Here is a 26742-nt window from a genome sequence, read left to right as displayed (position 1 = left end):
GCGACCCGTGACAACAGCCCACCAGTCTACGTGCGCGGGGAGGTGTCCTTCGCCCGCTCCTTCGGGCCGCGGCGCACCGAGCCGGGGGCGGCCCAGTCCTGCCGCCTGCGGGCCCGCCGTTTGGCGGCCTCCGAGGACTCCAGCTGGTAGGGCACCGAGGTCACCATGACACCGGGGGTGAACAGCAGCCGGCCCTTGAGCCGCAGCGCGCTCTGGTTGTGGAGCAGGTGCTCGTACCAGTGGCCGACGACGTACTCCGGGATGATCACGGACACCACGTCGCGCGGCGCCTGGTTGCGCAGGCCCTTGACGTACTCGATGACCGGCCGCGTGACCTCCCGGTAGGGGGAGTCGAGCACCTTGAGGGGTACGTCGATGCCGCGCCGCTCCCACTCCTCGCGCAGGGCCCTGGTCTCCTCCGGGTCCACGTTGACGCTGAGCGCCTCCAGGGTGTCGGAGCGCATCAGCCTGGCGTAGGCGAGGGCGCGCAGGGTGGGGCGGTGGATCTTGGAGATCAGGACGACGGAGTGGACGCGGGAGGGCCGCACGCTGTCGTCGGTCGGGGTCTCCGGCGCCGCGATCTCCTCGGCGACCCGGTCGTAGTGCCCGCGGATCGCCGTCATGGTCGCGTAGAAGATGCACATGCCGAGCAGCGCGACCCAGGCACCGTGGGTGAACTTGGTGACGAGCACGACGACCAGGACCAGGCCCGTGAAGAAGGCACCGAAGGTGTTGATGGCCCGCGAGCGGATCATGTGGCGGCGCTTGGCCTGGTCCCTCTCGGTGGCCAGCAGCCGGTTCCAGTGCCGCACCATGCCCGTCTGGCTGAGCGTGAAGGACACGAACACGCCGACGATGTAGAGCTGGATCAGCCGTGTGGAGTCGGCGCCGTAGATCCCGACCAGCAGCCCGGCGGCGCCCGCGAGCAGCAGGATGCCGTTGGAGAAGGCGAGGCGGTCGCCGCGCGTGTGGAGCTGGCGGGGGAGGTAGCGGTCCTGGGCGAGGATCGAGCCGAGCAGCGGGAAGCCGTTGTAGGCGGTGTTCGCGGCGAGGAACAGCACCAGCGCGGTGGCGGCGGCGAGAATCATGAACAGCACGCTGCCGTGGCCGAAGACGGCCTCGGCGACCTGGGAGATCACCGGATGCTGGACGTAGTCGGGACCGAGGGGGGCGCCGTCGCGGATCAGGTCCCTGGCCGGGTTCTCGGCCATGCGGACGTCGGTGGCGGCGGCCAGCGCGATGATGCCGCAGAACATGGTGACGGCGAGCAGGCCCATCATGGCGAGCGTGGTCGCCGCGTTCCTTGACTTGGGCTTGCGGAAGGCCGGTACGCCGTTGGAGATCGCCTCGACACCGGTGAGCGCGGCGCAGCCGGAGGAGAAGGCGCGCAGCAGCAGGAAGACCAGGGCGAAGCCGGCGAGGCCGGGGTGTTCGGGCTTGATCTCGAAGTCCGCGGTCGGTGCCCGCATGTCGTCGCCGAGCACGATCCCGCGGAAGGCCCCCCAGGCGATCATGGTGAAGACGCCGGCGACGAAGACGTACGTGGGGATCGCGAAGAGCGTGCCCGACTCCCTGACCCCCCGGAGGTTCATCAGCGTCAGCAGCACGATCACGCCGATCGCGCACGCCACCTTGTTCTCGACGACGAACGGGACCGCGGAGCCCAGGTTCTCGATGCCGGAGGAGATCGACACGGCGACGGTGAGGACGTAGTCGACGAGCAGGGCGCTCGCGACGGTCAGCCCGGCCCTGGGGCCGAGGTTCGTGGTGGCCACCTCGTAGTCGCCGCCGCCGCTCGGGTACTCACGGACGTTCTGGCGGTAGGAGGCGACCACGGTGAACATCAGCACGACGACCGCGGCGGCGATCCAGGGGCTGAAGTGGTACGCCGACAGGCCCGCGACGGACAGGACCAGCAGGACCTCGCCGGGGGCGTACGCCACGGAGGACAGCGGGTCGGAGGCGAACACGGGGAGTGCGACGCGCTTCGGCAGAAGCGTTTCCCCGAGCCGGTCGCTGCGCAGTGCGCGCCCGATCAGGATGCGTTTGGGCACGTCGGTCAGTTTGGACACAACAGTGGATCGTAAGCCGTCGGACGAAGGGGGGCCCACCCGCCACCCCACATCCATACGGCATCCATACGCCTCTGCTCTCCGGGTGAAATCACAGGGCGCCGGGGCGCGGATTCCGCAGGCCGCGGAGGTTCCATGCCTATATGACTGACCACCCGGCCGTCGTCGCCACGCCACGCGGAGGTCCCATGCACACGACCGCAGAACTGATCGGCGCCGCGGCCTCCCTCGTCGGCCTCGGCATCCTCACCGTGGCGAGCGTGCGCAGCATCACGCGTCGCTGACCGACCCGGGTGCGGGCTCGGCGGCTCCGGCGAGCAGGGCCCGGGGCCCGATGGCCGCCACCCGCGTCGAGGGCACCGTGCAGGCGTGGGCGCCGGCCACCGCTCCGAGCCGGGCGCAGCGACGGGGCGGCTCGCCGCCGAGCCAGCCGTGGAGGAACGCGGCCGCGAAGGCGTCGCCGGCCCCGTTGGAGTCCACGACCGGCGCCGGGGGCTCGGCCGCGGGGACACGGGTCAGCTCGCCGTCGGCGAGCAGGAGGGCTCCCTCGGCCCCCGCGGTGGCGACGACGATCCGGGCCCGGCCGCGCCCGGCGATCCGGCGCATCGTGGCCTCCGGGTCGGTCAGGGCGGCCGCGGAGAGGAAGACGACGTCCGCGGCGAACGCGAAGGGCTCGTGGTACGGGTTGGCGCCGTCCCAGTCGTGCAGGTCCGTCGAGACCGTCACGCCCGCCTGCCGCAGCAGGGGCAGGGCCTGCGCGCAGGGCTGGGTGATGACGACGTGCGCGTGCCGGCTGACGGCGGCGAGGGACCGTACGGTCTCCTCGGGCAGCCGGTCCGTCTCGGCCCAGCGGGTCGCGTCGTACAGGGAGAGCCGCCGGCCGTCGGGGCCGACCAGGTTGACCGCGCGCTTGGTGCCGCACGGCTGCGGTACGGCGGTGAGCGCGATGCCGTGGTCCCGGTGCAGCGCCCTGACGAGGTCGCCCTCATGGTCGTCGCCGATCAGGTCGAGGTGGTGGGTGCGCAGGCCGAGCGCGCTGGTGCCGAGGGCGAGGAAGTCGCCGCTCTGCCCCGCACGGGTGACGATGCCCGGCCGGATCATGTGGCTGTCGGCGAGCGGCACCGGCAGTTCGGGCACGTGCACGATCGTGTCCACGCCCGCGCCGCCCAGGACGAGGACGTCGATCTCGGCTGTCATGGCTGGTTCTCTCCTTGCCCGGGGCTTCCGGTGTTCCCCGGTGGTGCGGATACGTTGGACGCGGTACGCGGACGCGGCGGCCTGGCCCCGGAGGGCGTCTGGACCGCGATCCCCCGGCATGATGTTGCCTGCGGCCCCGATCCCAGGGCCGCGATGTCGTGCCTGGCGAGCCGAAAGAGAGACATGAGCACGAAGGTCATGAAGGTCGAAGGGCCTGCAGGAAGCGCGGTGTGACGCGATGCATATTGTCATCATGGGCTGCGGAAGGGTGGGTTCCGCACTGGCCCAGGCCCTGGAGGAGCAGGGGCACACGGTCGCCGTGATCGACCGGGACCCCACCGCCTTCCGCCGGCTGGGCTCCTCGTTCGGCGGCCGCCGGGTCACCGGGATCGGCTTCGACCAGGACACCCTGCGTGAGGCGGGCATCGAGGACGCGGGCGCCTTCGCCGCCGTCTCCAGCGGCGACAACTCCAACATCATCGCCGCGCGGGTGGCACGGGAGATGTTCGGCGTCGAGAACGTCGCCGCCCGCATCTACGACCCCCGCCGCGCCGAGGTCTACCAGCGTCTCGGCATCCCCACGGTGGCGACCGTGCGCTGGACGGCCGACCAGATGCTGCGCCGGCTGCTCCCCTCGGGCGCCGAGCCGCTGTGGCGCGACCCCACCGGCGGGGTCCAGCTCGCCGAGGTGCACGCCTCCACGGCCTGGGTGGGTCACCGGATCAGCAGGCTGCAGGACGCGACGGGCGTACGCGTGGCGTTCCTGACCCGGCTCGGCGAGGCGATGCTGCCCAGCTCGCAGACGGTGCTGCAGGAGGGGGACCTGGTGCACGTGATGATGCGCACCGACGAGATCGACCGGGTCGAGGCGGCGTTCGCCAAGGGTCCCGAAGAGGAGGGCGGTCACTGATGAGGGTCGCCATTGCCGGAGCCGGCGCGGTCGGCCGCTCGATCGCGGGCGAGCTGCTGGAGAACGGCCACGAGGTGCTGCTGATCGACAAGGCGCCGACCGCCATCTCGGTGGAGCGCGTGCCGCAGGCGGAGTGGCTGCTCGCCGACGCCTGCGAGATCACCTCCCTGGACGAGGCCGCGCTGCAGCGCTGCAACGTCGTCATCGCCGCGACCGGCGACGACAAGGTCAACCTGGTCGTCTCGCTGCTGGCCAAGACCGAGTACGGCGTTCCGCGCGTCGTCGCCCGGGTGAACAACCCGAAGAACGAGTGGCTGTTCAACGAGTCGTGGGGCGTGGACGTCGCCGTCTCCACGCCGCGCCTGATGTCGGCGCTGGTGGAGGAGGCGGTCAGCGTCGGCGACCTGGTCCGGCTGCTGCGCTTCAGCCACGGTGACGCCAACCTGGTCGAGCTGACCCTGCCCGAGGAGTCGGCGCTGGCCGGCACACAGGTCGGGGACGTCGAGTGGCCGCAGGACACCTCGCTGGTGACCATCATCCGCGGCACGCGCGTATTGACGCCGACGCGGGAGGACTCCCTGGAAGCCGGTGACGAACTCCTCTTCGTGGCGGCCCAGGCCCGCGAGGAGCAACTTGAGGACCTGCTCTCGGTCCGCAAGGAGTCATGAGGAAGGGGGCGCCCGGAAGACTCCGGGCGCCCCCCTTCAGCCCGTCCGGCGTTCGGGGACGAGACCCGTTCAAGGCCGGTGCGGGGGCCTGGGGGCGGCGGCCCCCGGAAGGCGCGGCGCGCCTACTCGGAGGCAGCGGCCTTGCGTTCCTCCTCCGCCTCCATCTCGGCGAACACGTCGATCGGCGGCGGCGCCTTCGCCAGGAACACCCAGGTCAGATAGACCGCGAGCAGGAACGGCGGGATCTTCAGCGCGACCAGCACCCAGCCCAGCTGCGTGGTGTCCGCCCACCAGTACAGCGGGAAGAGGATCGCGCTCTTGCCGAGCAGGATCAGCCCCCAGGCCCAGCTCGCCTTGGTGTAGGCCTTCTTCCGGCCGGGGTTGCGGGTGCGCCAGGAGAGGTTCTCCCGGAAGACCGGGCCCAGCATCAGGCCGATCAGCGGGACCCCCGCCATCGCCGTGACGATGTAGGCCAGGGCCAGGCCCAGCGTGTACAGCATGCCCGGCAGGTAGAAGTCTTTGGCGTTGCCCGTCATCATCGCGAAGACCACACCGAAGGCGACGCCGAAGACGCCGCTGAAGGCGTGCTTGACGGTGTCCTTCCTCGCCAGCCGGACGACGACCATCACCAGCGACACGGCGAGCGCCGCGATCGCCGACATGTGCAGGTCCTTGTTGAGCGTGTAGATGCTGACGAAGAGGAGCCCGGGCAGCACCGTCTCGACCATGCCCCGCACCCCGCCGAACGCCTCGAACAGGGCGGCCTCCGTCACCGCCCGGGCGTCGTCCGCGGATGTGTCTTCGGTTGTCGGCTTGTCGAGCGACGTCACCGGCTACTCCCGTCCGAGGGGTCTCAGTTCGTATTTCGGATTGAACAGCACCCGGCGGCCCCGGCTCATGGAGATCCGGCCCGATGCGATCAACCTGCGTCCCGGTTCTATGCCCACGATGGAACGCCGGCCGAGCCACACCACGTCCAGGGCGGCGGAACCGTCGAACAGCTCGGCCTCCAGGGCCGGGACTCCCGCGCGCGGCCGCAGCGTGACCGTGCGCAAGGTACCAGTAACCGTCACGATCTGCCGGTCCTGGCAGTCGCCTATCCGCGTACAGCCGGCGGTCTCGGCGTCCTCACGCAGCTCCTCGGACTCCAGGTCCTCCTGAGACGAGGAGAGCCGGTCGAGCATGCGCCGGAACCGGCCTGCCGGCTTCTCGGGACGAGGAACAGCACTCATATCTGAAGCGTACCGGGGTGCACCGACGGTTCCGTACCCGCTGCGGCCCCGGTCCGAACCGGCCACCGCCGAGCCCGGTCGCGACCATGCCCGTGGCCTCTACTTCTCGAAGCGGTAGCCCATGCCCGGCTCGGTGATGAGGTGCCGGGGACGTGACGGATCCGCCTCCAGCTTCCGCCGCAACTGCGCCATGTACACGCGCAGGTAGTTGGTCTCCGTCCCGTACGACGGCCCCCACACCTCGCGCAGCAGCTGCCTCTGCGCCACCAGCCGCCCGCCGGCCCGCACCAGCACCTCGAGCAGGTGCCATTCCGTGGGGGTCAGCCGTACGTCCTTGCCGCCCCGGTTGACCTTCTTGGCGGCCAGGTCGACGGTGAACCCGTCGGTCTCCACCACCGCGTCGCCCCCGTCGCCGGCGGGCTCCGCGCGGCGTACGGCGGCGCGCAGCCGGGCCAGCAGTTCGTCCATGCCGAAGGGCTTGGTGACGTAGTCGTCGGCGCCCGCGTCGAGCGCCTGGACCTTCTCGCCGGAGGCGTGCCGCGCGCTCAGCACCAGGATCGGTACCCGGCTCCAGCCGCGCAGTCCCCTGATCACCTCGACGCCGTCCATGTCGGGCAGGCCGAGGTCCAGGACGACGACGTCGGGATGGCGCGCGGCGGCCGAACGAAGCGCGCCGGCGCCGTCGTGGGCGGAATCCACCTCGTAGGAACGGGCCTTGAGGTTGAGCACGAGGGCGCGCACGATGGCCGGATCGTCGTCGACCACCAGCACACGGGTCATGAGGGCTGCCTTCCGGTTCTGCGGGCTCCCCGGGCCGGACCGAGCCCGTACGCCCGCCCGCGCGGTGCGTCACCGTGCGGCTGGAACGGTTCCACGATACGGTCCCGGGCCTGGTGGGAGCCGCCGGGCCGGCGTGCGGCGCCCCGCCCGCCGCGGCCGGTGAGGCCCACCGGGACGACCCGGGTCAGTGTTCGGCGATCTCGCCGTCGCTCAGCTCCAGCACGCGGTCGGCGAGGCCGAGGAGCGCGGCGTCGTGCGTGGCGACGAGCGCGGTCACGTGCTCGCTGCGGACGACCGCGCGCAGCAGCTCCATGACGGCCTGCCCGGTCTCGGCGTCGAGCTGGCCGGTCGGCTCGTCTGCGATGAGGAGGGAGGGGCTGTTGGCGAGGGCGCGGGCGATGGCGACCCGCTGCTGCTGGCCGCCGGACAGCTCGCCGGGCCGCTGGGCCGCGTGGTCGGCGAGCCCGACCAGGGACAGCAGCAGGTCGACGCGTTCCTCGCGCTCGCGCGGGTCCGCCCGGCGCAGCCGCAGCGGGACGCCGACGTTCTCCGCGGCGGTGAGGATGGGGATGAGGCCGAAGGACTGGAAGACGAACCCGACGTGGTCCCGGCGCAGGGCGAGCAGCCCGTTCTCGTCGAGCCCGGCGAGGTCGCTGCCGTCGACGTGGACCCGCCCCCGGTCGGGGGTGTCGAGGCCGCCGACGATGTTCAGCAGCGTGGTCTTGCCGGATCCCGAGCGTCCCTTGAGGGCGACCAGTTCGCCGCGCGGGACCTCGAAGGAGACGCCGCGCAGTGCGTGGACCGCGGCGGCTCCGGTGCCGTACGACTTGTGGACGTCCTCGACGCGCACCATGGCCTCGGTGACCACCTGACTCATGCGGCTGCCCTCCCCCGTGGACCGGACGCCAGTATCCCCGCCCGGACCCCGGTCGATCAACGGTCCGTCCCGGCCGGGTTGTCCTGAAGTCCGCGCACGGGACGGGGCCGCGTCCCCGGGGGACGCGGCCCCGGGGACCGGCTGTCGTCGCCGGGCTAGCGCACCTCGGTGATCTCCGGTCCGCGCTGGAGCTGGCCCATACCGCCGGCGAAGCGGGAGCCCTCCTCCTGCTGCACGTTCTCCGGGACCATCTGGGCGTCGTTCGGCAGCTTCAGCACGATCGGGTCGCGCGGCGCCATCGGACCCTCCCCGCGCACGACGACCGTGTCGCGGAAGATCTGCTCGAGGAGCCCGGCGGCCTGCGGCTGCACCGCGCCCTGACCCGAGATCACCCCGCGCAGGAACCAGCGGGGGCCGTCCACCCCGACGAACCGCACGACCTGGAAGCCGCCGGTCCCGTCCGGCAGCTGCACCGGCACCTGGGCGCGCAGCTCCCAGCCCAGCGGACCCTCGGCCTCGTCGATGATGCCGCCCTGCTGGGTGATGCCCGTGGCGATCTCCTCGCGCACCTCGCTCCAGATGCCCTCGCGCTTGGGGGCGGCGAAGGCCTGCAGCTGGATGGCGCTGTCGCGCAGCACGACGGTGGCGGCGACGATCGCGTCGCCCGCGACCTCCACCCGCAGCTCCATGCCGTCGACTCCGGGCACGAACAGCCCGCCCAGATCGACCCGGCCCTCGCCCGGCTCACGGACCTCGGTGCTGTCCCAGGGCCCGTCGGGCCGCGGCGCCGGCTCGAGCCTCAGCCGCTCGGCCTCCTCGTCGCCCGCCTCAGCGTCGACACCGTCGACGACCTGCTCGGCCTCGCCGGCCGCACCGTCGGCGGCATCCTTCTTCTTGCGACGTCCGAACACGTCACTGTCCTTCCCGGTCGGATACGACCGAAGCGTATCGATTCCCACCCGCTGTACCGCCCACGGCGGCCTGAACGCTTGTGCCGCTCTTACCTTCGTCCACCGCGGCATGGCCGCCGGTGGACCCGAAGCCCCCCTCGGCCCGGACCGAGGGGGGCAGCTCCGCTACGGACACGAAGCGGACCCTCTCGACCTGCTGCACGACCAGTTGGGCAATCCGGTCGAAGCGCTCGAACCGCACGGTCCCGCGCGGGTCGAGATTCACCACGATCACCTTGATCTCCCCACGGTACCCGGCATCGACCGTCCCGGGGGCATTCACCAGGGCGACGCCACAGCGGGCGGCGAGACCGGATCGCGGGTGCACGAAGGCCGCGTACCCCTCAGGCAGCGCCACAGACACCCCGGTGGGCAGTACGGCGCGTTCGCCGGGCGCCAGTTCGCAGGCCTCGGTGGTCCGCAGATCGGCCCCCGCGTCGCCCGGGTGCTCGTAGGCCGGAAGCGGCACGTCGGGGTCGACACGCCTGATCAGGACCTCGAGTGCGCCGGGGCGGGGCGCGCTCACGGGTTCACCTCGAAGGCACGCGCGCGCCGCACCTGGTCGGGGTCGCTCATGGCCGCCTGGATCTCCTCCTCGCGGCCGTGGTCGATGAAGTGGTCGACCTTGACCTCGATGAACAGGGCGTCGGCGCGGACCGCGACGGGCCCTTCGGGGCCGCCGATGCGACCGGTGGCGGTGCAGTAGATCTTCCGTCCCGCCACCGCCGTCACCTCCGCCTCCAGATGCAGCGCGGTGCCGACCGGCACGGGCCGGACGAAGTCCGTCTCCAGCCTGCCGGTCACCGCGATGGTGCGCAGGAGCCAGTTGAGGGAGCCGAGTGCCTCGTCCAGGGCGGTGGCGAGCACGCCGCCGTGCGCGAGTCCCGGGGCGCCCTGGTGGGCGGCCTGCACGGTGAACTCGGCGGTGATCGAGACGTGTTCGCCGGCGCGCGCCTGGAGGTGCAGCCCGTGCGGCTGCTCCTCGCCACAGCCGAAACACTGGCCGTAGTGCGCGCCGAGGAGTTCGCCGGGTGCGGGGGCGTCCGGATGGCGCACGGGCCGCACGGCGTCGGCGGGAGGCTGAAGAGCTGCGGAAGTACCACTCACAGGCGCAGACCTTACCCGCGCGTGAGTCCGGGACGGACACCGTGCCAAGCTTGGATTCATGCAGCTCTCCGCCGCCCCGTACGAAGAACGCCTCACCGCCCCGCGCTCCTGGTGGCTGATCTCCCTCCTGGCGGGAATCTCCCTGGCGCTGATCCTGCTTCCGTTCGGCACGCTGCCGATGCTCGGCGGCCTGGCGGGCGGCACCGCCGCGGCGGCGGTCGTGGTCAGTTCGTACGGCTCGGTGCGCATCCGGGTCGTGGGCGGTCATCTGATCGCGGGCGAGGCGAGGATCCCGGTGTCGGCGCTGGGCGAGGCGGAGGTCCTGGACGCCGGGGAGGCGCGCGCATGGCGCTCCCACAAGGCCGATCCGCGCTGCTTCATGCTGCTGCGGGCGTACGTTCCCGGTGCTCTGCGCGTGGACGTCACCGACCCCGAGGACCCGACTCCCTACGTCTTCCTGTCGACGCGCGAGCCGGAGCGCCTGGCGCAGGCGCTCCGGGCGGCGAAGGACGCGGCGGACGCCGCGTAGGGCGTACGGGGAGCACGCGGGCGGCGCCGGACCACCGGGGCGGGCGGTACGGCCCGTCGGCCGGCTCTCACGGGGCCCGGTGCCCGCGGCCGGTCCCGGGGTGGCCGCCGAGCTCCTTGAGGGCGTCCTCGGGGAGGGCGTCCTCGGGGCGCTCCAGGGCGGGCAGGCCGGTCAGCGCGTCCCAGGGCACCTGGATCCTGCGCAGGTCGTCCCGGATGTGCGCGGCGAGCTTTCTGGTGTCCCGGCGGTTCATGACCGCTCCCACGGCGGCTCCCACCATGAACGGCATCAGGTTCGGCAGGTTGCGGACCGTGCGCTTCATGATCCGCTGGCGCAGTTCCCGCTTCATGCGGCTGTTCACGGCCGCGTTCAGGGTCGAGGGTCTGGTGGCCTCGACGCCGCGCTCCTCCGACCAGGAGTTCAGGTACACGGTGCTGCGCTGGGTGAGGCCGCCGGGCGGCCGTACGCCGTAGACCTCATGGAGTTCGGCGATCAGCTTGAGCTCGATCGCGGCGACGCCGGTGATCTCGGCGGCCAGTTCCGTCGGCATCGCGGGCGGTACGGGCATCATCGCGGCCGCGCCGACGCCGGCCCCGACCGTCGCGGTGGCCTTCGCGGCGCCCGCGACGAGCCGGTCCGCGAGTTCCTCGGGGCCGAGCCCCGGGAACTGCCGGCGCAGCGTCTCGAGATCGCGCACGGGCACCCGCGGGGCGATCTCGATGATCAGGTCCGCGAGGTGCGCCAGTCCCGCGCGGGCGCGGGCACCGCCCTTGCGGGCGCCTTCCCTGGCCTTCTCGCGGAACACGGCGGCCCGCCGGTGCGCCACGGGCGCGGTGACCTCCGGGGACGCCGGGAGGTCACCCCGGCCGGGCGTTGCTTCGAGCGAGGCCGCCCCGGTACCGGTTGAGCCTCGCTCTTGGTCACGCGTTTCGTGCAGCGGGCCCTCCTGGGGCCCTTGGTCCGCTCCCCTCGTGAAGAAGCGGCGCTTCCGCGGTGGGGTCGAGCCAGTCACGGCCGACCCCGCCTCAGTCGCAGTCGCGGCAGATCGGCTGGCCGTTCTTCTCGCGGGCCAGCTGGCTGCGGTGGTGCACCAGGAAGCAGCTCATGCAGGTGAACTCGTCCTGCTGCTTCGGCAGGACCCGGACGGCCAGCTCCTCGTTCGAGAGGTCCGCTCCGGGCAGTTCGAGGCCCTCGGCGGCCTCGAACTCGTCGACATCCACGGCCGAGGCCGACTTGTCGTTGCGCCGGGCCTTCAGCTCTTCCAAGCTGTCCGAGTCGACGTCGTCATCGGTCTTGCGTGGAGTGTCGTAGTCGGTTGCCATGTCGCTCTCCCCCTCTGGGTGTATGCGGTGTCTCCAGCGCACGTAACGCGTGAGAGGCCGGACTTGTGCCCGACCTGAGGCGGAGATTTTGCCTCACATCAAGGTCTGTTATTCAATCGACACCCAACCGGACTCCTCATGAGTGATCGGCATGGATGGCGATGGGGACCGTACACGGTCCGAACGCCGCACATCAAAGGCGCCTCACCGTGTACTTCCCGTGATCAGGGCCCCTGAAAACCGGGACTTTCCCGACCTTTCGACCGCAGGCATGATCACGGAGAGTGGATGACGGGGAAATCGCGCTTGTGATCGATCACACACGGGAATACCGGAAAGGCGCCCCGAAAATTCCGCTCAAAGCGAACACCCCGTTGTGTCGAGGGCATGATCTCAGATCGGCAAGGTGACACGCATCACGAGCCCGCCTCCCTCCCGCGGCTGCGCGTAGATGTGCCCGCCGTGCGCCCTGGCGACCGACCGCACGATGGACAGACCGAGTCCCACGCCCTTGTCGCTGCCCGTGCGCTCGGTCCTCAGCCGGCGGAACGGCTCGAAGAGATTGTCGATCTCGTACGCCGGTACGACCGGGCCCGTGTTGGACACCACCAGGACCGCCTGGCCGTGCTGCACCTCCGTGGTGACCTCGACCCAGCCGTCCTCCGGCACGTTGTAGCGCACGGCGTTCTGCACCAGGTTCAGGGCGATCCGCTCCAGCAGCACACCGTTGCCCTGGACGACCGCGGGCGCGCGGGTGCCGCGGATCACCACGCCCTTGGCCTCCGCCTCGCCGTGCACCTGGTCGATGGCCTGGCCGGCGACCTCGGCGAGGTCCACGGGCCCCCGCTCGACGATCTGGTTGTCGCTGCGGGCGAGCAGCAGCAGGCCCTCCACGAGCTGCTCGCTGCGCTCGTTGGTGGCCAGCAGTGTCTTGCCGAGCTGCTGGAGCTCCACCGGCGCCTCGGGATCGGAGAGATGCACCTCCAGGAGCGTGCGGTTGATCGCCAGCGGGGTGCGCAGCTCGTGCGAGGCGTTGCCGACGAAGCGCTGCTGGGCCGTGAACGCCCGCTGGAGGCGCTCCAGCATGTCGTCGAACGTGTCGGCCAGCTCCTTCAGCTCGTCGTCCGGGCCGTCCAGCTCGATCCGGCGCGACAGGTCCGAGCCCGCCACCGCGCGGGCGGTGCGGGTGATCCGGCCCAGCGGCGACAGGACGCGGCCCGCCATGGCGTAGCCGAAGGCGAAGGCGATGATCGCGAGACCGAGCAGGGCCAGCAGCGAGCGGCTGAGCAGATCGTCCAGCGCGTGCTGGCGCTGCTCGTTGACGCACTGGTTCAGCGCCCGGTTGAGGTCGTCGGCGGGCAGCTCGGCGATGCGCAGGTTGCACTGGTCGCTGGAGACCTGCCCCGACTCGATCCGGAAGGGCAGGTCGCTGCCCACGTTGAGGGCGTTGGCGGCGAGCAGATAGATGATCGACAGCAGCATTATCCCGGCGATCAGGAACATGCCGCCGTAGAGCAGGGTCAGCCTTATCCGGATGGTGGGGCGCAGCCAGGGGAAGGGCGGCACCGGCCTGTGGGGGTCCCAGGTGGGCTTCGGCGGGGCCTGCGGCGACGCCGGCGTGGGGGTGGCGGCCACGGGGATCAGATCCGGTAGCCGGAGCCGGGCACGGTCACGATGACCGGCGGCTCGCCCAGCTTGCGGCGCAGGGTCATCACGGTCACCCGCACCACGTTGGTGAACGGGTCCGTGTTCTCGTCCCACGCCTTCTCCAGCAGCTGCTCCGCGGAGACCACCGCGCCCTCGCTGCGCATGAGCACCTCCAGCACGGCGAACTCCTTCGGCGCGAGCTGGACCTCCTTGCCGTCGCGGAAGACCTCACGGCGGTTGGGGTCGAGCTTGATCCCGGCGCGCTCCAGGACGGGCGGCAGGGGCACGCTCGTGCGCCGCCCGAGCGCACGCACGCGCGCGATGAGCTCGCTGAACGCGAACGGTTTGGGCAGGTAGTCGTCGGCGCCGATCTCCAGGCCCTCGACCCGGTCGCTGACGTCGCCGGAGGCGGTGAGCATCAGCACGCGCGTGGGCATGCCGAGCTCGACGATCCTGCGGCAGACGTCGTCGCCGTGCACCAGCGGGAGGTCGCGGTCGAGGACGACCACGTCGTAGTCGTTGACGCCGATGCGCTCCAGGGCGGCCGCACCGTCGTACACGACGTCGACGGCCATGGCCTCCCGGCGCAGTCCGGTGGCCACCGCATCGGCGAGCAGCTGCTCGTCCTCGACGACGAGTACGCGCACGTCGCTTGTCCTTCCTCAGGTCCCACCCGCGCGGCGCCTCAGGGCGCACGCGGGCAGGGGTGCGGGTGGGTGTGTTGCCTCCATCCTGCCCTTTTCGGCCGTAAGTCGGCTGTAAGGCGGAGGGCGGACGGCGACGCGGGGCGGGCGCCCGGGAACCCGCGGGCGAACGGGGCGGGAATACGAGATTTTCTCGGGCGGTTAGGTTTCCGCGGAAGACAGCTTGGGGAGGACGGGTTTTACATCCCGCGATCACGCTCCGCATGTACCGCACCACGATGCGGTGCGACGCAGTCCGCTTCCGCAGAGCGGGCGTGGGTGTCCGGCACCGTCGCCGCCCGGCCGGGTGGCGCCGGGCATCCGCCTCGGACGTGATCATCCCTTCCGAACGGCACACCCCCGTGCCACCGACCCACCGACCCAGGACGAGGGGGCGCAGCATGGACGCATTCACCGCAGGACTTCTGCAGCGCATAAGGGCGACCGAGTCCGATCTGACGCGGGCGCGCGACGAGGGCGACGAGTTCCTCGTCGACGTGGAACAGGGCGAACTCGACGACCTGCGCCGCCTCGCCGCCGAACACGGCGTGGAGGTCGGTCTCCACAGCGTCTGACCGACTCGCACCCGAACGGGCCCCGGCGAAACCAGCGCCGGGGCCCGTTCGTCTGTGTCGCCGTGCCGCGATGCCGGCGTCAGGGCGTCCCGTCGTGCCAGGCCCCCAGGTCCTCCAGAAGCCGCTGCAGGGGCCCGAAGACGCCCGGGGAGGCGGCGACGGTCAGCTCACGGGAGGGACCGTCCCCGGGGCGGCCACCGGTGAGCGCGCCCGCCTCCCGGGCGATCAGGTCCCCGGCGGCGAGGTCCCACGGGTGCAGCCCGCGTTCGTAGTAGCCGTCGAGACGTCCCGCGGCGACGTCGCACAGGTCGAGGGCGGCCGAGCCGCCGCGCCGTATGTCGCGCAACAGGGGGATCAGCCGCCGGACCACGTCGGCCTGGTGGGCGCGTACCTCGGTGACGTAGTTGAAGCCGGTCGAGACGAGGGCCTGGTCCAGGGGCGGTGAGGGCCGGCAGCTCAGCTCCCGCTCGCCCTCCCAGGCGCCGGTGGCCCGGGCCCCGCCGCCGCGGACCGCGTGGTACGCCTCGCCGCGCATGGGGGCCACCACGGCCCCGACGACGGTCTCGCCGTCCTGCTCGGCGGCGATGGATACGGCCCAGGTGGGCAGGCCGTACAGGTAGTTCACCGTGCCGTCGAGCGGGTCGATCACCCAGCGGATGCCGCTGCTGCCCTCGGTGGCCGCCCCCTCCTCGCCGAGGAAGCCGTCGTCCGGGCGGCGCTCGGCGATCATCGTGGTGATCAGCTTCTCCGCCGCGATGTCCATCTCGGTGACGACGTCGATCGGGCTCGACTTGGTCGCGGCGACGGCGAGGTCGGCCGGGCGGCCGTCCCGGAGCAGTTCGCCCGCGCGGAGGGCGGCCTCCCGGGCCAGGTCCAGCAGTTCCGCGAGCAGGGGGTCGGTCACGGGGCTCCTCATGCGTAGGGGCTGTCGACGCCCGCTGCGGCGGGACGCGGGGCACGGGGCGGGCAGCAGCCCACCGGGCACACGTTGTGACTCGCGCCGAGGGCGCCCAGGGCGCACGGTGTGACGTCCTGCCCGCGCTCGGTCGCGGCGCGCTCCACGATCAGCTCGCGGACGGCTGCGGCGAACCGGGGGTCGTCGCCGACGGTCGCCGAACGGCGCACAGGCAGCCCCAGCTCCTGCGCCCGGGCCGTGGCCTCCGTGTCGAGGTCGTAGAGGACCTCCATGTGGTCGGAGACGAAGCCGATGGGGGCCATCACCACGGCCGGGACCCCGGCGGCGTGCCGCTCCTCGAGGTGGTCGCAGATGTCGGGCTCCAGCCACGGGATGTGCGGGGCGCCCGAGCGCGACTGGTAGACGAGCTGCCAGGGGTGGTCGACGCCGGTGCGCTCCCGGACGGCGTCGGCGATCAGCCGCGCCACGTCCAGGTGCTGCGCGACGTACGCCCCGCCGTCACCGTGTCCCTCCACGGGGCCGGAGGTGTCCGCGGAGGCGTTCGGGATGGAGTGGGTGCAGAAGGCGATGTGCGCGCCGTCCCGGACGTCCTCGGGGAGGTCGGCGAGGGAGCGGACGACCCCGTCGATCATGGGCTCCAGGAAGCCGGGGTGGTTGAAGTAGTGGCGCAGCTTGTCGATCCTCGGCAGCTCCAGGCCCTCCGCCTCCAGGGCCGCGAGGGCGTCGGCGAGGTTCTCGCGGTACTGGCGGCAGCCGGAGTACGAGGCGTAGGCGCTGGTGGCCAGGACCAGGATGCGACGGCGGCCGTCGCGGACCATCTCGCGCAGGGTGTCGGTGAGGTAGGGCGCCCAGTTGCGGTTGCCCCAGTAGACCGGCAGGTCCAGGCCGTGCCCGGCGAAGTCCTCGCGCAGCGTGCGCAGCAGGGCACGGTTCTGGTCGTTGATGGGGCTGACCCCGCCGAACTGGAAGTAGTGCTGTCCGACCTCCTTGAGGCGTTCCTTGGGGATGCCGCGCCCGCGGGTCACGTTCTCCAGGAACGGGACCACGTCGTCCGGGCCTTCCGGGCCGCCGAAGGAGAGCAGGAGCAGAGCGTCATAGGGACTGGCGTCGAGCACGTCTGGCATGTCTCGATCCTGCCACTCGGCACCGGCGACCGGGACACGGTGGGGGTGTCACCGGCCGCTGACTCCGCGGTCCCTGGTGCATTCGGGTGACCGCGCGCGTAATCTGTATCGACTGCGGTCGCACCTTACTGAGACCTGTGGAGACCCCGTGCCCAGCCCTTATCGCGCCCTGTTCGCCGCGCCCGGCAGCAAGGCGTTCTCCGCCGCGGGGTTCCTCGGCCGGATGCCTTTGTCGATGATGGGCATCGGCGTGGTCACGATGGTCTCCCAGCTGACCGGGCGGTACGGACTGGCCGGCGCCCTGTCGGCCACGATCGCGCTCTCGGCGGCGGTGGCGGGTCCCCAGGTCTCACGGCTGGTGGACCAGTACGGGCAGCGGCGGGTGCTGCGCCCGGCGACCCTGCTCTCGCTCGGCGCGGCGGCGCTGCTGCTGTTCGCGGCGCACTACGCGTGGCCGGAGTGGGTGCTCTTCGTCGCGTGTGTCGGCATCGGCTGCGTGCCGAGCGTCGGCGCGATGATCCGCGCCCGGTGGGCGGCGCTGTACCGGGGCACCCCGCAGCTGCACACCGCGTACTCCTTCGAGTCCGTGATGGACGAGATCTGCTTCATCTTCGGGCCGATCGTCTCCATCGGGCTGTCGACGGCCTGGTTCCCGGAGGCCGGTCCCCTGCTCGCGGCCTGCTTCCTGGCGGCCGGTGTCTTCTGGCTGACCGCTCAGCACGCCACGGAGCCCGAGCCGCATCCGCGCGAGCACAAGGGCGGCGGAACCGCGCTGCGCTCCGCCGGCCTGCAGGTCCTGGTCGCGACGTTCGTGGCGACGGGGGCGATCTTCGGCGCGGTGGACGTGGTCACCGTGGCGTTCGCCGAGGAGGAGGGGCACAAGGCCGCGGCGAGTGTGGTGCTCGCCGTCTACGCGCTGGGCTCGTGCGTGGCGGGTGCCGTGTTCGGGCTGCTGCACTTCGCGGGGGCGCCGGAGCGCCGCTGGCTGCTGGGCGTGTGCGCCATGGCCGTGAGTATGATCCCACTCCTACTGGTCGGGAACCTGCCGTTTCTGGCCGTGGCGCTGTTCGTTGCGGGACTGTCCATCGCTCCGACGATGATCACGACGATGTCCCTCATCGAAGAGCACGTACCACGCGCGCAGCTCACCGAGGGCATGACCTGGGTGAGCACCGGGCTCGCGGTCGGGGTCGCGGTCGGCTCCTCCGCGGCCGGCTGGGTGATCGACGCGGCCGGGGCGCGTGCCGGGTACGGGGTTCCGGCGGTGTCCGGGGCCGTCGCGGTCGCGGTCGGTTTCCTCGGTTACCGCCGGCTCAAGCGGCCGGCTCCGGGTCGGGGAGGCTCCGTTGGGCAGCACAGCGAGCGCGAGGAACGGCACATGGCGTAACTGGGGCGGGACCGTCTCCGTCCGCCCCGCGCGGGAGGTCGCGCCCGCCTCCGTCGACGAGCTGGCCGCCGCCGTGCGCCGGGCCGCCGAGGACGGGCTGCCGGTGAAGGCGGTCGGCACCGGGCACTCCTTCACCTCCGTGGCCGCCACCGACGGCCTGTTGATCCGCCCTCACCTGCTGACGGGCATACGGGACGTCGACCGCGCGGCCGGTACGGTCACGGTCGAGGCCGGCACCCCGCTCGAGCGACTCAACGTGGCCCTCGCGCGGGAGGGGCTGTCGCTGACCAACATGGGCGACATCATGGAGCAGACGGTCGCCGGGGCCACGAGTACCGGCACCCACGGGACGGGCCGCGACTCCGCCTCACTCGCCACGCAGATCCGGGGTCTTGAGCTGGTCCTCGCGGACGGTTCGGTGCTCACCTGCTCCGAGAAGGAGAACCCGGACGTCTTCGCGGCCGCCCGTATCGGCCTCGGCGCCCTCGGCGTCATCACCGCGGTCACGTTCGCGGTGGAACCGGTCTTCCTGCTCACGGCCCGCGAGGAACCGATGCCCTTCGACCGGGTCTGTGCCGAGTTCGACCAACTTCACGCCGAGAATGAACACTTCGAGTTCTACTGGTTCCCGCACACCGGCAACACCAACACCAAGCGCAACAACCGCAGCGCGGGCCCGGAGCGGCCGGTGCCGCGGCTCAAGGGCTGGTTCGAGGACGAGTTCCTCTCCAACGGGGTCTTCCAGGTGGCCAACTGGGTCGGCCGCGCGGCGCCCGCGAGCGTCCCGGCCCTCGCGCGGGTCTCCAGCAGGGCACTCTCCGCGCGGACCTACACCGACATCCCGTACAAGGTCTTCACCTCGCCGCGCCGCGTGCGCTTCGTGGAGATGGAGTACGCCGTCCCGCGCGAGGCGCTCGTGGAGACGCTGCGGGAACTGAAGACCATGGTCGACCGCTCACCGCTGCGGGTCAGCTTCCCCGTCGAGGTGCGCACCGCGCCGGCTGACGACATCACCCTGTCGACGGCGTCCGGGCGGGACAGCGCGTACATCGCCGTCCACATGTTCAAGGGCACCCCCTATCAGCGGTACTTCACCGCGGCCGAGCGCATCTTCACGGCCCACGAGGGGCGTCCCCACTGGGGGAAGATCCACACGCGGGACGCCGAGTACCTCTCCCGGGTGTATCCGCGCTTCGAGGAGTTCACGGCACTGCGGGACCGGCTCGATCCGGAACGGCGCTTCCGGAACGCGTACTTGCGGAGGGTCCTGGGGGGATAGAGGATGCCTTGGGCGGCGCGCCAATCCACGCACGTGGCCCAAATGGAGTACTGTTGCGAGCCCTGGGACCGGTCTCCCGTCAGGGTGCCCGGGACCTTTGAGGACCGCCGGGAGGGGGCTAGTTGCACAGGGTGACGCAGTTGGTCACTTAGCGTTGCGAATAGGTAACCGTGCCATAACGGCGTTCCAGGGCCCGCGCCCGACACGCCGGGCAACTCGGCAAGGTTGTGGCAGGCTGCACCCGGGCAGGCCACACTCGACTAGCGGAAGCAGCGACGCACGTGACGTCGGCAGGCACCACCCGGGAGGTCCCCATGCCCGAACTGCGTGTCGTGGCCGTCTCGAATGACGGCACACGGCTGGTGCTGAAGGCTGCGGACAGCACGGAGTACACGCTTCCGATCGACGAACGGCTCCGCGCCGCCGTGCGCGGCGACCGTCCCCGCCTCGGCCAGATCGAGATCGAGGTGGAGAGCCATCTCCGCCCCCGCGACATCCAGGCGCGTATACGAGCCGGCGCGACCGCGGAAGAGGTCGCCCAGATGGCCGGCATCCCCGTGGACCGCGTGCGCCGCTTCGAGGGCCCGGTCCTCGCCGAGCGCGCCTTCATGGCCGAGCGCGCCCGCAAGACCCCGGTCCGCCGGCCCGGCGAGAACTCCGGTCCCCCGCTCGGCGAGGCCGTTCAGGAGCGGCTGCTGCTGCGCGGCGCGGACAAGGACAGCGTCCAGTGGGACTCGTGGCGCCGTGACGACGGCACCTGGGAAGTGCTGCTGGTCTACCGGGTCGCGGGTGAGCCGCACTCGGCGAGCTGGACGTACGACCCGCCCCGGCGGCTCGTCCAGGCCGTCGACGACGAGGCGCGCTCGCTGATCGGCGAGTCCGACGACCTGGCCGCGCCCGAGCCCAGCTTCCCGTTCGTCCCGCGCATCGCGCGGCTGCCGCGCGACCGTCCGCTGGACCGTCCCGGCGACCGCGAGCGGCCGGGCCTGCCCACGCAGGCGTCCGAGCCCGCCGAGGAGTCCACGGCGGCCACGGCCTCGGCCGAACGGGACTCGCTGACCAGCCTGCTGGAGGCGGTGCCGAGCTTCCGGGGCGACCTGGTGGTGCCGGAGCGCGCGCCCGAGAACACTCCGGAGGATCCCGATCCCGAGCCCGAGGCGGAGGAGCCGCCGGCCCCCGCGGCCTCGGCCGGTTCCGCGTACGCGGACGTCCTCATGCCGCGGTCCGTCGGCAGTCACCGGGACCGTCTCGTCGGCTCGACCGACCGTCAGGCCGAGGCGGACGGTGTCCGTCCGGGCCGCCGCGCGGCGGTGCCGAGCTGGGACGAGATCGTGTTCGGGACCCGGCGGAAGAAACAGGAGTAAGCCGTCCGAGCGGTCCGCTGACGCGGCCGGTGGACGGTGATGCGACGCCCGGGGGCGCCCGCCACACGGCGGACGCCCCCTCGCGGGTTCCCGCTCCCGGCCTACTGCGGGTGCGGGCCCACCGCGACCGGCCGCTCCGGGTCAGACGACCACTCCGACCAGGACCCGACGTACAGCGCCGCGGGGATGCCCGCGACGGCCAGTGCCAGCACCTCGTGCGCGCCGGAGACACCCGAGCCGCAGTAGACGCCGACCGGCGCCCTCTCCGACACGCCGAGGCCCTTGAAGCGGGCGCTCAGTTCCCCGGCCGGCAGGAAACGTCCGTCGGGGCCGACGTTCTCCGTGGTCGGCGCCGAGACCGCGCCCGGGATGTGCCCGCCGACCGGGTCGATCGGTTCCACCTCGCCGCGGTACCGCTCCCCCGCCCGGGCGTCCAGCAGCACCCCCGCACGCGCGAGCGCCGCCGCGCCGTCGGCGTCGAGCAGCCCGGCCTCGCCGGCCGTCGGCACGAAGTCTCCCGCCTCCGGCCGCGGCACCGCGGTCTCCAACGGCCCTTCCCACGAAGGCAACCCGCCGTCGAGGACCCGCACGTCAGGGTGACCCGTCCAGCGCAGCAGCCACCACGCGCGGGCGGCCCCCCAGCCCATTCCTCCGTCGTACACGACGACCGGCGTCGCCGCGGACACGCCCGCCCGCCGCATCGCGGCGCCGAACACCGCGAGGTCGGGCAGCGGATGGCGGCCCCGCGTGCCCGGTGCGGAGGCCAGTTCCTCGTCCAGGTCGACGAAGACGGCACCGGGAAGGTGGCCGGCCAGGTACGCGGCCCGGCCGTCGAACGGCGGCTCACCGGCGGCCCGGGACGTGCTGAGCTGCCAGCGGACGTCGAGCAGCACCGGCGGATTCGCGCCCGCCAGCTCGGTCGCGAGTTCGGATGCGGAGATGATGGCGTTCATGGTCACCATCCTCGCGCACGAGGTGGCCGAGTCGGCCGGCTGCGGCTACTCTGCTCGGCCGGGCAGGACCGGTCACGAGGCGTACGGGACCGGGCACATACGGTGCCGGCAGCGGCGCGGGAACGATCCGCCGAGCGGACGGTACACGCCCCCGCGAGACGACCACGGCCCGCGAGCAAGCGGCCGGGAAGAGAGTGACGATGACCGACGCAGGGGGGAGCACCCGTCCGAACGGCGAGGCGCCCGAACGGCACACACCCGGCACACCCTGCTGGGTGAGTCTGATGGTGCACCGCCTTGACCCGATCCAGGAGTTCTACGGGGCGCTGTTCGGCTGGGAGTTCCGTCCCGGCCCCGGGCAACTGGGCCCCTACGTGAGCGCCTTACGGGAGGGGTATCCGGTGGCCGGCATCGGTGTGCTCCCCCCGGACCGCCACCTCCCCATCGCCTGGACCCCCTACTTCGCCTCCGACGACGTGAACGCGACGGCCGCCGCGGTGCGTTCGTGCGGCGGCACGGTCGGGGTGGGCCCGCTCGACGCCGGCGGCGCCGGACGTCTGGCGATCGGCTCCGACCCGGGCGGCGCCGTCTTCGGCATCTGGCAGCCGGCCGCACACACCGGCCGCGCCGTCACCGGCGCACCCGGCACACCCGCCTGGTACGAGCTGACCACCTACGAGTCGACCCACGTGGCCAAGTTCTACGAGACCGTGTTCGGTCACGACGAGGAGCGCACGGTCTCCGCCGACCACGACCACGTCACCCTCCACCTGGCCGGCCGCCCCGTCGCCGCCGTCCACGGCCTGGGCCACGCCCTCCCCCGGGACCGGGGCCCGCACTGGACGACGTTCTTCGCCGTCGTCGCCGCCGACGAGGCGGTGAGCCGGGTCGAACGCCTGGGCGGCCGGCTGCTCGAACCGCCGCACGACGGCGACCAGGGCCGCGTCGCCGTGGTGGCGGACCCGGAGGGCGCGCGGTTCGCGGTGGTGGAGGTCGCGGGGTGAGGCGGGGCGCCCGGGTCGGGGCGCTTCACCGGGGGTGCGTACAGTACCCCCGGTCGTCGAGGGGAGAAGAGGTTGGACGCGGTCGAGTTCCCTCTGAGCGCCCGGGTGCGGGCGGCCAGGCGACGGCTCGTGGCGACGAGCGTGGCGGGCGCCGTGGTCGCGGGAGGCGCTGTGGCGTCCGTGGCCGCCGACGCCGCCGACTGGGTGCCGGTGCCGCGGGCGGTGCAGGCGGGTCTGGTGCTGGTGACGCTGTTCGTGCTGCCCGTCGCATGGGTGGGAGTGCACGCCGTGTGGGCGCTGCGCGGGCGGGCCGAGCTGTTCGCGGTCGCCGGCGAGCACCCACGGCGGCGTCCGACCGACAGGCAGTTGGCGGACCACCTGCGCGACGAGCATCCGCTCACGCCCCTGTGGTGGATGGTTTCCGTGCTCGGCGGTCTCGGCACGCTCTGCCTCGGGTTCGCTCTCCCGTTCGCCGTGGCGGACGGCGCCGTACTCGCCGGTGTGCTCCTCGGGGCCGGGCTCGCGGTGTCCCTGGTCGCCCTGGCCGTGTCCGTGCCCGGGATCCGCCGCTCCGGGCGCCGGGGCGCGGAGGACCGCAGGCGGCGTACCGAGCTGTGGATCCTGCCCACCGCCGTCGAGCACCGGCTCTCGGTCCCTCTCCTCGGTACCGGCGACGGAGGGCACCTCGGTGCCTGAGACACATGGCCCCGGGCCGGAATAGCCGTGGGTAGGAACGGTGTTGCGCCGTCATGACGATGAACGTGCCGCGGCCCGAGGTGCTGCGCTACACCGCCTTCTCCAGCTCCCCCGACGGCGGGAACCCCGCCGGCGTCGTGCTGGACGCCACCGGGCTCGACGACGACGGGATGCTGGCCGTCGCCGCCGAGCTCGGGTACTCGGAGTCCGCGTTCCTGACCGCGCCCCCGGAGGGACTCGGCGGCCGGGAGGGGCGGGCGTACCGCATCCGGTACTTCAGTCCCAGGGCCGAGGTGCCGTTCTGCGGGCACGCCACCGTCGCGACCGCCGTCGCGCTGGCCGAGCGGATCGGCCCCGGGGAACTGGTGTTCGCGACACGGGCCGGCACCGTGCCGGTGGAGGTGACCGAGGAGGGCGGGACGGTCCGGGCCACGCTCACCAGTGTCGAGCCCCGCATCGAGGAGATCGCCGAGGCCGACCTCGCGGAGGCGCTCGCCGCGCTCGGCTGGCCGGCCGCCGACCTCGATCCGGCCTTCCCCCCGCGGATCGCTTTCGCCGGCGCCCGCCACCTCGTGCTCGCGGCGGCGACGCGCGCCCGCCTCGCCGACCTGGCGTACGACTTCGCGCGTCTGGAAACGCTGATGCACCGACTGGACCTGACCACGGTCCAGTTGGTGTGGCGGGAGTCGGCCACCGTCTTCCACGTCCGTGACCCCTTCCCCGTCGGCGGCGTGGTCGAGGACCCGGCGACCGGCGCGGCGGCCGCCGCGTTCGGTGCGTACGTCCGTGAAGTCGGCCTGGTCCCCGAGGACGCCGTCCTCACCCTGCACCAGGGCGAGGACCTGGGCCGCCCCGGCGAACTCACGGTGACACTGCGCGCGGGCGACCCGCGCGTCCGGGTCGGCGGCGCGGGCGCCCGCATCGGCTGACCGCGCCCGTCAGGAGGACGACACCGGCAGGACGTCCGGGGACAGTGCCGCCGCTCGGGCCGTCGCGGCCGTCATGCGGCGGCGGTGGTGGCGGCGGCACAGGACCTCGTAGCCGATCTCGTCCGCGGAGCCCGTGACGTCGCCGACGACCACCTGGGCGCCCTCGACGACCATGACCCCGCCGACCGTGCGGGCGTTGTGCGTGGCGCGGGCACCGCACCAGCACAGCGCCTCGACCTGGAGCACCTCGACGCGGTCGGCGAGTTCGACCAGGCGCTGGGAGCCGGGGAAGAGCTTGGAGCGGAAGTCGGTGGTGATCCCGAAGGCGTAGACGTCGAGTTCCAGGTCGTCCACCACGCGCGCGAGCTGGTCGATCTGCTCCGGTGCGAGGAACTGCGCCTCGTCCGCGATCACGTAGTCGGCCCGGCGTCCCTGCGACAGGTGGTCGACGAGGTACGCGTACAGGTCCGCGCCGTCACCGACCTCCACCGCGTCCGTGACGAGACCGAGGCGGGAGGACAGCTTGCCCTCGCCGGCCCGGTCGTTGCGGGTGAAGATCATGCCGACCAGGCCGCGCGCCGAGCGGTTGTGCTCGATCTGGAGAGCCAGTGTCGACTTCCCGCAGTCCATCGTTCCGGAGAAGAACACCAGCTCGGGCATGGGAGGTCAAGCACCTTTCGGCAAGGGTGTGCGTGCGGGGACTCAGGAGCGTACTTCGAGCAGGGGGACGAGCTGCTCGGCAGGGGTCATCGACCCGTGGTTGCCGACCATCGCCGACTCCCTGGGCTCCCGCTCCGAGGCGATCAGCAGGACGTCGTCCCGCGCGGCGGCGACCACGTCGCCGATGCGGTGGTACACGCGGTCGTCGATCGCGGGGCCGAACCAGCCGGCGTTGATCGCCTCGTCGCGCGAGGCCACCCAGAACTGCTCGCCGAGCACCTCGCGCCAGCAGGTCAGTACGTCGTTCGCCGCGCCGGGGACCGCGTACACGTGCCGGGCGCGGCCCTCCCCGCCGAGGAGAGCGACGCCCGCCTTCAGCTCCCAGTCCTCGTCGACGTCGATGCGGTGCTGCTCGTCGAAGGGGACGTCGATCATCCCGTGGTCGGCGGTGACGTACAGGGCACTGCGCGGCGGCAGCTGCTCGGCGAGGCGCTGCACGAGCCGGTCGACGTGGGCGAGCTGACCGCGCCAGGTGTCGGAGTCGACGCCGAAGCGGTGGCCCGCGCCGTCGACCTCGGCGTAGTACGTGTAGACGAGGGCGCGGTCGGCGCCGGCCAGCTGTGCGGCGGCGAGGTCCATGCGGTCCTCGCCGGAGAGCCTGCCGTGGAAGGCGCCGCCGCTGAGCGCGACCTTGGTCAGCGGGGTGTTCGCGAAGGTCGGTGAGGACACCTGGGCGGCGTGCACGCCCGCGCGGTGGGCGAGCTCGAAGACGGTGGGGTACGGCTGCCACGCGGCGGGCGGGGTCCAGGGCTGCCAGCGAAGCTGGTTCATCAGCTCGCCGGTGTCCGGGTCGCGCACGGTGTAGCCGGGCAGGCCGTGGGCGCCGGGCGGCAGGCCGGTGCCGACGGAGGCGAGGGAGGTCGCGGTGGTCGCCGGGTAGCCCGCGGTGATCGGGCGGCCGGTGCCGCCGCGCGAGCTGCCGAGCAGCGACGTCATGAAGGGGGCGTCCTCCGGGTGCGCGCGCAGTTGCTCCCAGCCGAGGCCGTCGATCAGGAATACGCAGTTCCGGTCGGCGGGGGTCAGCTCGCCGATGCCGGCGGTCATGCCGGGAACGCCCAGGCCTGCGGCGAGCGTGGGCAGCAGGTCGGCGAGCGACCCGGTGCCGTACTCGGGCACGGGGGCGGAGTCGAGGGAGAGCGGTTCCGGATGGTCCCAGACCGCGGAATCGAGGGGGGCGGGCGCGGAGCGCCCTCGGTCATGGGAGGCGGGGGGAGACGGGTGGGCCATCAGCGGGTGGGGTCCGCGGTCGCCTCGGACAGGGCCTGCGCGAAGGTGAGCGCCTGGCGCACCGTCTCCGGCCCGTCACCGGCCTCGCTGACGCGCAGGCTCAGGTCGTCGGCCGTCGAGCTGCCCGTGTAGCCGTGGTCGGCCTCGCAGTTGGGGTCGCCGCAGGCGGCCGGCTCCAGGTCGATGCGGGAGACGGCGCCCCAGCCGATGGTGAGCACGATCTCGCGCGGCAGCGTGCCGGGGGTGTACGACTCCGGGTTGGCGACCACGCGGCTGACCACGATCGACGAGATCCGGCTCAGCTTGACCGACTCCGTGGAGGTGGTGGCGTAGGGCGTCGGGGAGGTGGTGTCCGCGGCCTGCTCGTCGGTGTGGCTGACGATGAAGCGGTTGCCGGTGAGCACGAGCACGGTGACGTGCCGCCGCACCTCGTTCTGGTCGAACGTCGTCTCCTGGTGGACCAGGTACGACCGGATGGGCTCGCCGCCCACGGCGGCCTCCACCGCCTCGGCCACGAGGGCCGGGTAGTAGCCGCTGCGCTCGATCGCCGCCCGCAGCCCCTGGGTCGTCGTACTGGTCTTGGCCATGACGCCC

Annotated in this window: 29 protein-coding genes; 10 read left to right on the top strand and 19 right to left on the bottom strand. The window is 72.4% G+C overall.

What is annotated here, in order from left to right; all coding sequences use genetic code 11:
• Positions 1 to 26: 26 nt before the first annotated feature.
• Both BU52_RS07405 and BU52_RS07400 read right to left on the bottom strand, forming a co-directional pair.
• The gene (locus BU52_RS07405; protein ID WP_037930103.1) at positions 27 to 2072 is read right to left on the bottom strand and encodes an APC family permease; all 2046 of its coding nucleotides are present in this window, start codon (positions 2070 to 2072) and stop codon (positions 27 to 29) included.
• A 270-nt stretch (positions 2073 to 2342) separates the two neighbouring features.
• Positions 2343 to 3269: a PfkB family carbohydrate kinase gene (locus BU52_RS07400; protein WP_037930100.1), complete on the bottom strand. Its 927-nt coding sequence runs from the start codon at positions 3267 to 3269 to the stop codon at positions 2343 to 2345.
• Between the two features lie 238 nt (positions 3270 to 3507).
• Between BU52_RS07400 and BU52_RS07395 the strand changes: the two genes are divergently transcribed.
• Entirely contained in the window at positions 3508 to 4179 is a 672-nt protein-coding gene (locus tag BU52_RS07395; protein WP_037930097.1) for a potassium channel family protein, read from the top strand.
• Positions 4179 to 4847: a potassium channel family protein gene (locus BU52_RS07390; protein WP_037930094.1), complete on the top strand. Its 669-nt coding sequence runs from the start codon at positions 4179 to 4181 to the stop codon at positions 4845 to 4847. The genes BU52_RS07395 and BU52_RS07390 overlap by 1 nt, the downstream gene beginning before the upstream one ends.
• A gap of 122 nt (positions 4848 to 4969) precedes the next feature.
• Here BU52_RS07390 and BU52_RS07385 read toward each other — a convergent pair whose 3' ends face one another.
• From BU52_RS07385 to BU52_RS07355, 7 genes are all read right to left on the bottom strand, one after another.
• Positions 4970 to 5677 (bottom strand): DUF3159 domain-containing protein, encoded by a 708-nt coding sequence (locus BU52_RS07385; protein ID WP_037930091.1) that lies wholly within the window; start codon positions 5675 to 5677, stop codon positions 4970 to 4972.
• 3 nt (positions 5678 to 5680) lie between these two features.
• On the bottom strand, positions 5681 to 6079 hold the full coding sequence (locus BU52_RS07380; RefSeq protein ID WP_078903143.1) for an OB-fold nucleic acid binding domain-containing protein: 399 nt from the start codon (positions 6077 to 6079) through the stop codon (positions 5681 to 5683).
• 99 nt (positions 6080 to 6178) lie between these two features.
• Positions 6179 to 6859, bottom strand: a complete 681-nt coding sequence (locus BU52_RS07375) for a response regulator (protein WP_037930085.1) — start codon at positions 6857 to 6859, stop codon at positions 6179 to 6181.
• A 184-nt stretch (positions 6860 to 7043) separates the two neighbouring features.
• Positions 7044 to 7736 (bottom strand): ABC transporter ATP-binding protein, encoded by a 693-nt coding sequence (locus BU52_RS07370; protein ID WP_037930082.1) that lies wholly within the window; start codon positions 7734 to 7736, stop codon positions 7044 to 7046.
• Positions 7737 to 7891: 155 nt separating this feature from the next.
• Positions 7892 to 8647, bottom strand: coding sequence for a DUF3710 domain-containing protein (locus BU52_RS07365; protein ID WP_037930079.1), 756 nt, complete (start codon positions 8645 to 8647; stop codon positions 7892 to 7894).
• A 1-nt stretch (position 8648) separates the two neighbouring features.
• Positions 8649 to 9212, bottom strand: a complete 564-nt coding sequence (dut, locus tag BU52_RS07360; protein ID WP_037930076.1) for a dUTP diphosphatase — start codon at positions 9210 to 9212, stop codon at positions 8649 to 8651.
• Positions 9209 to 9793 carry a PaaI family thioesterase gene (locus tag BU52_RS07355; RefSeq protein ID WP_037930073.1) on the bottom strand — a complete coding sequence of 195 codons (585 nt, stop codon included), beginning with the start codon at positions 9791 to 9793 and terminating at the stop codon, positions 9209 to 9211. The genes dut and BU52_RS07355 overlap by 4 nt, the downstream gene beginning before the upstream one ends.
• A 58-nt stretch (positions 9794 to 9851) precedes the next feature.
• Between BU52_RS07355 and BU52_RS07350 the strand changes: the two genes are divergently transcribed.
• The gene (locus BU52_RS07350) at positions 9852 to 10322 is read left to right on the top strand and encodes a DUF3093 domain-containing protein (RefSeq protein ID WP_037930070.1); all 471 of its coding nucleotides are present in this window, start codon (positions 9852 to 9854) and stop codon (positions 10320 to 10322) included.
• A 67-nt stretch (positions 10323 to 10389) separates the two neighbouring features.
• Here BU52_RS07350 and BU52_RS07345 read toward each other — a convergent pair whose 3' ends face one another.
• The 4 genes from BU52_RS07345 to BU52_RS07330 all read right to left on the bottom strand — a co-directional run bounded on the left by BU52_RS07345 (position 10390) and on the right by BU52_RS07330 (position 13938).
• The gene (locus BU52_RS07345; RefSeq protein ID WP_037930067.1) at positions 10390 to 11334 is read right to left on the bottom strand and encodes a hypothetical protein; all 945 of its coding nucleotides are present in this window, start codon (positions 11332 to 11334) and stop codon (positions 10390 to 10392) included.
• Positions 11335 to 11347: 13 nt separating this feature from the next.
• Positions 11348 to 11644 (bottom strand): DUF4193 domain-containing protein, encoded by a 297-nt coding sequence (locus BU52_RS07340; protein WP_003993510.1) that lies wholly within the window; start codon positions 11642 to 11644, stop codon positions 11348 to 11350.
• Positions 11645 to 12037: 393 nt separating this feature from the next.
• Positions 12038 to 13279 (bottom strand): sensor histidine kinase, encoded by a 1242-nt coding sequence (locus tag BU52_RS07335; protein ID WP_037930064.1) that lies wholly within the window; start codon positions 13277 to 13279, stop codon positions 12038 to 12040.
• 5 nt (positions 13280 to 13284) lie between these two features.
• Entirely contained in the window at positions 13285 to 13938 is a 654-nt protein-coding gene (locus tag BU52_RS07330; RefSeq protein WP_007387794.1) for a response regulator transcription factor, read from the bottom strand.
• A gap of 437 nt (positions 13939 to 14375) precedes the next feature.
• Here BU52_RS07330 and BU52_RS35570 point away from each other — a divergent pair, with 437 nt between their 5' ends.
• On the top strand, positions 14376 to 14549 hold the full coding sequence (locus BU52_RS35570) for a hypothetical protein (RefSeq protein ID WP_167343504.1): 174 nt from the start codon (positions 14376 to 14378) through the stop codon (positions 14547 to 14549).
• Between the two features lie 79 nt (positions 14550 to 14628).
• Here BU52_RS35570 and BU52_RS07325 read toward each other — a convergent pair whose 3' ends face one another.
• Complete coding sequence (locus tag BU52_RS07325; RefSeq protein ID WP_107061102.1) at positions 14629 to 15453, bottom strand: inositol monophosphatase family protein; 825 nt, start codon at positions 15451 to 15453, stop codon at positions 14629 to 14631.
• Positions 15454 to 15461: 8 nt separating this feature from the next.
• On the bottom strand, positions 15462 to 16589 hold the full coding sequence (locus tag BU52_RS07320; RefSeq protein WP_037930057.1) for a ferrochelatase: 1128 nt from the start codon (positions 16587 to 16589) through the stop codon (positions 15462 to 15464).
• 148 nt (positions 16590 to 16737) lie between these two features.
• On the opposite strand from BU52_RS07320, the gene BU52_RS07315 reads away from it, so the two are divergent.
• From BU52_RS07315 to sepH, 3 genes are all read left to right on the top strand, one after another.
• Positions 16738 to 17976: an MFS transporter gene (locus BU52_RS07315; RefSeq protein WP_037930054.1), complete on the top strand. Its 1239-nt coding sequence runs from the start codon at positions 16738 to 16740 to the stop codon at positions 17974 to 17976.
• Positions 17936 to 19255: a D-arabinono-1,4-lactone oxidase gene (locus BU52_RS07310; protein ID WP_037930050.1), complete on the top strand. Its 1320-nt coding sequence runs from the start codon at positions 17936 to 17938 to the stop codon at positions 19253 to 19255. The genes BU52_RS07315 and BU52_RS07310 overlap by 41 nt, the downstream gene beginning before the upstream one ends.
• A gap of 314 nt (positions 19256 to 19569) precedes the next feature.
• On the top strand, positions 19570 to 20619 hold the full coding sequence (sepH, locus tag BU52_RS07305) for a septation protein SepH (RefSeq protein WP_037930363.1): 1050 nt from the start codon (positions 19570 to 19572) through the stop codon (positions 20617 to 20619).
• Positions 20620 to 20720: 101 nt separating this feature from the next.
• Here the strand turns inward: sepH and BU52_RS07300 are convergent, their stop codons facing one another.
• Complete coding sequence (locus tag BU52_RS07300) at positions 20721 to 21572, bottom strand: sulfurtransferase (protein ID WP_037930048.1); 852 nt, start codon at positions 21570 to 21572, stop codon at positions 20721 to 20723.
• A gap of 200 nt (positions 21573 to 21772) precedes the next feature.
• Here BU52_RS07300 and BU52_RS07295 point away from each other — a divergent pair, with 200 nt between their 5' ends.
• The 3 genes from BU52_RS07295 (at position 21773) to BU52_RS07285 (ending at position 24201) form a co-directional block, all read left to right on the top strand.
• Positions 21773 to 22576 (top strand): VOC family protein, encoded by an 804-nt coding sequence (locus tag BU52_RS07295; RefSeq protein ID WP_037930046.1) that lies wholly within the window; start codon positions 21773 to 21775, stop codon positions 22574 to 22576.
• Between the two features lie 72 nt (positions 22577 to 22648).
• A complete protein-coding gene (locus BU52_RS07290; RefSeq protein WP_037930044.1) occupies positions 22649 to 23272 on the top strand; it encodes a hypothetical protein in 624 nt (207 codons plus the stop codon).
• Between the two features lie 53 nt (positions 23273 to 23325).
• Positions 23326 to 24201, top strand: coding sequence for a PhzF family phenazine biosynthesis isomerase (locus tag BU52_RS07285; RefSeq protein ID WP_037930042.1), 876 nt, complete (start codon positions 23326 to 23328; stop codon positions 24199 to 24201).
• Positions 24202 to 24210: 9 nt separating this feature from the next.
• Here BU52_RS07285 and BU52_RS07280 read toward each other — a convergent pair whose 3' ends face one another.
• Genes BU52_RS07280 through BU52_RS07270 form a run of 3 tightly spaced genes read right to left on the bottom strand, consistent with a single transcriptional unit; the run spans position 24211 to position 26735 of the window.
• Positions 24211 to 24861, bottom strand: a complete 651-nt coding sequence (locus tag BU52_RS07280; RefSeq protein WP_037930040.1) for a thymidine kinase — start codon at positions 24859 to 24861, stop codon at positions 24211 to 24213.
• A gap of 42 nt (positions 24862 to 24903) precedes the next feature.
• Positions 24904 to 26148: an alkaline phosphatase family protein gene (locus tag BU52_RS07275; RefSeq protein ID WP_037930038.1), complete on the bottom strand. Its 1245-nt coding sequence runs from the start codon at positions 26146 to 26148 to the stop codon at positions 24904 to 24906.
• Positions 26148 to 26735 carry a DUF5998 family protein gene (locus tag BU52_RS07270; RefSeq protein WP_037930036.1) on the bottom strand — a complete coding sequence of 196 codons (588 nt, stop codon included), beginning with the start codon at positions 26733 to 26735 and terminating at the stop codon, positions 26148 to 26150. Before BU52_RS07270 ends, BU52_RS07275 begins: the two co-directional genes overlap by 1 nt.
• Positions 26736 to 26742 lie beyond the last annotated feature (7 nt).

The organism is Streptomyces toyocaensis, from assembly GCF_000725125.1.
In the GTDB taxonomy this organism is placed as follows: domain Bacteria; phylum Actinomycetota; class Actinomycetes; order Streptomycetales; family Streptomycetaceae; genus Streptomyces; species Streptomyces toyocaensis.
This window is presented reverse-complemented; position numbering and strand designations above follow the sequence as displayed.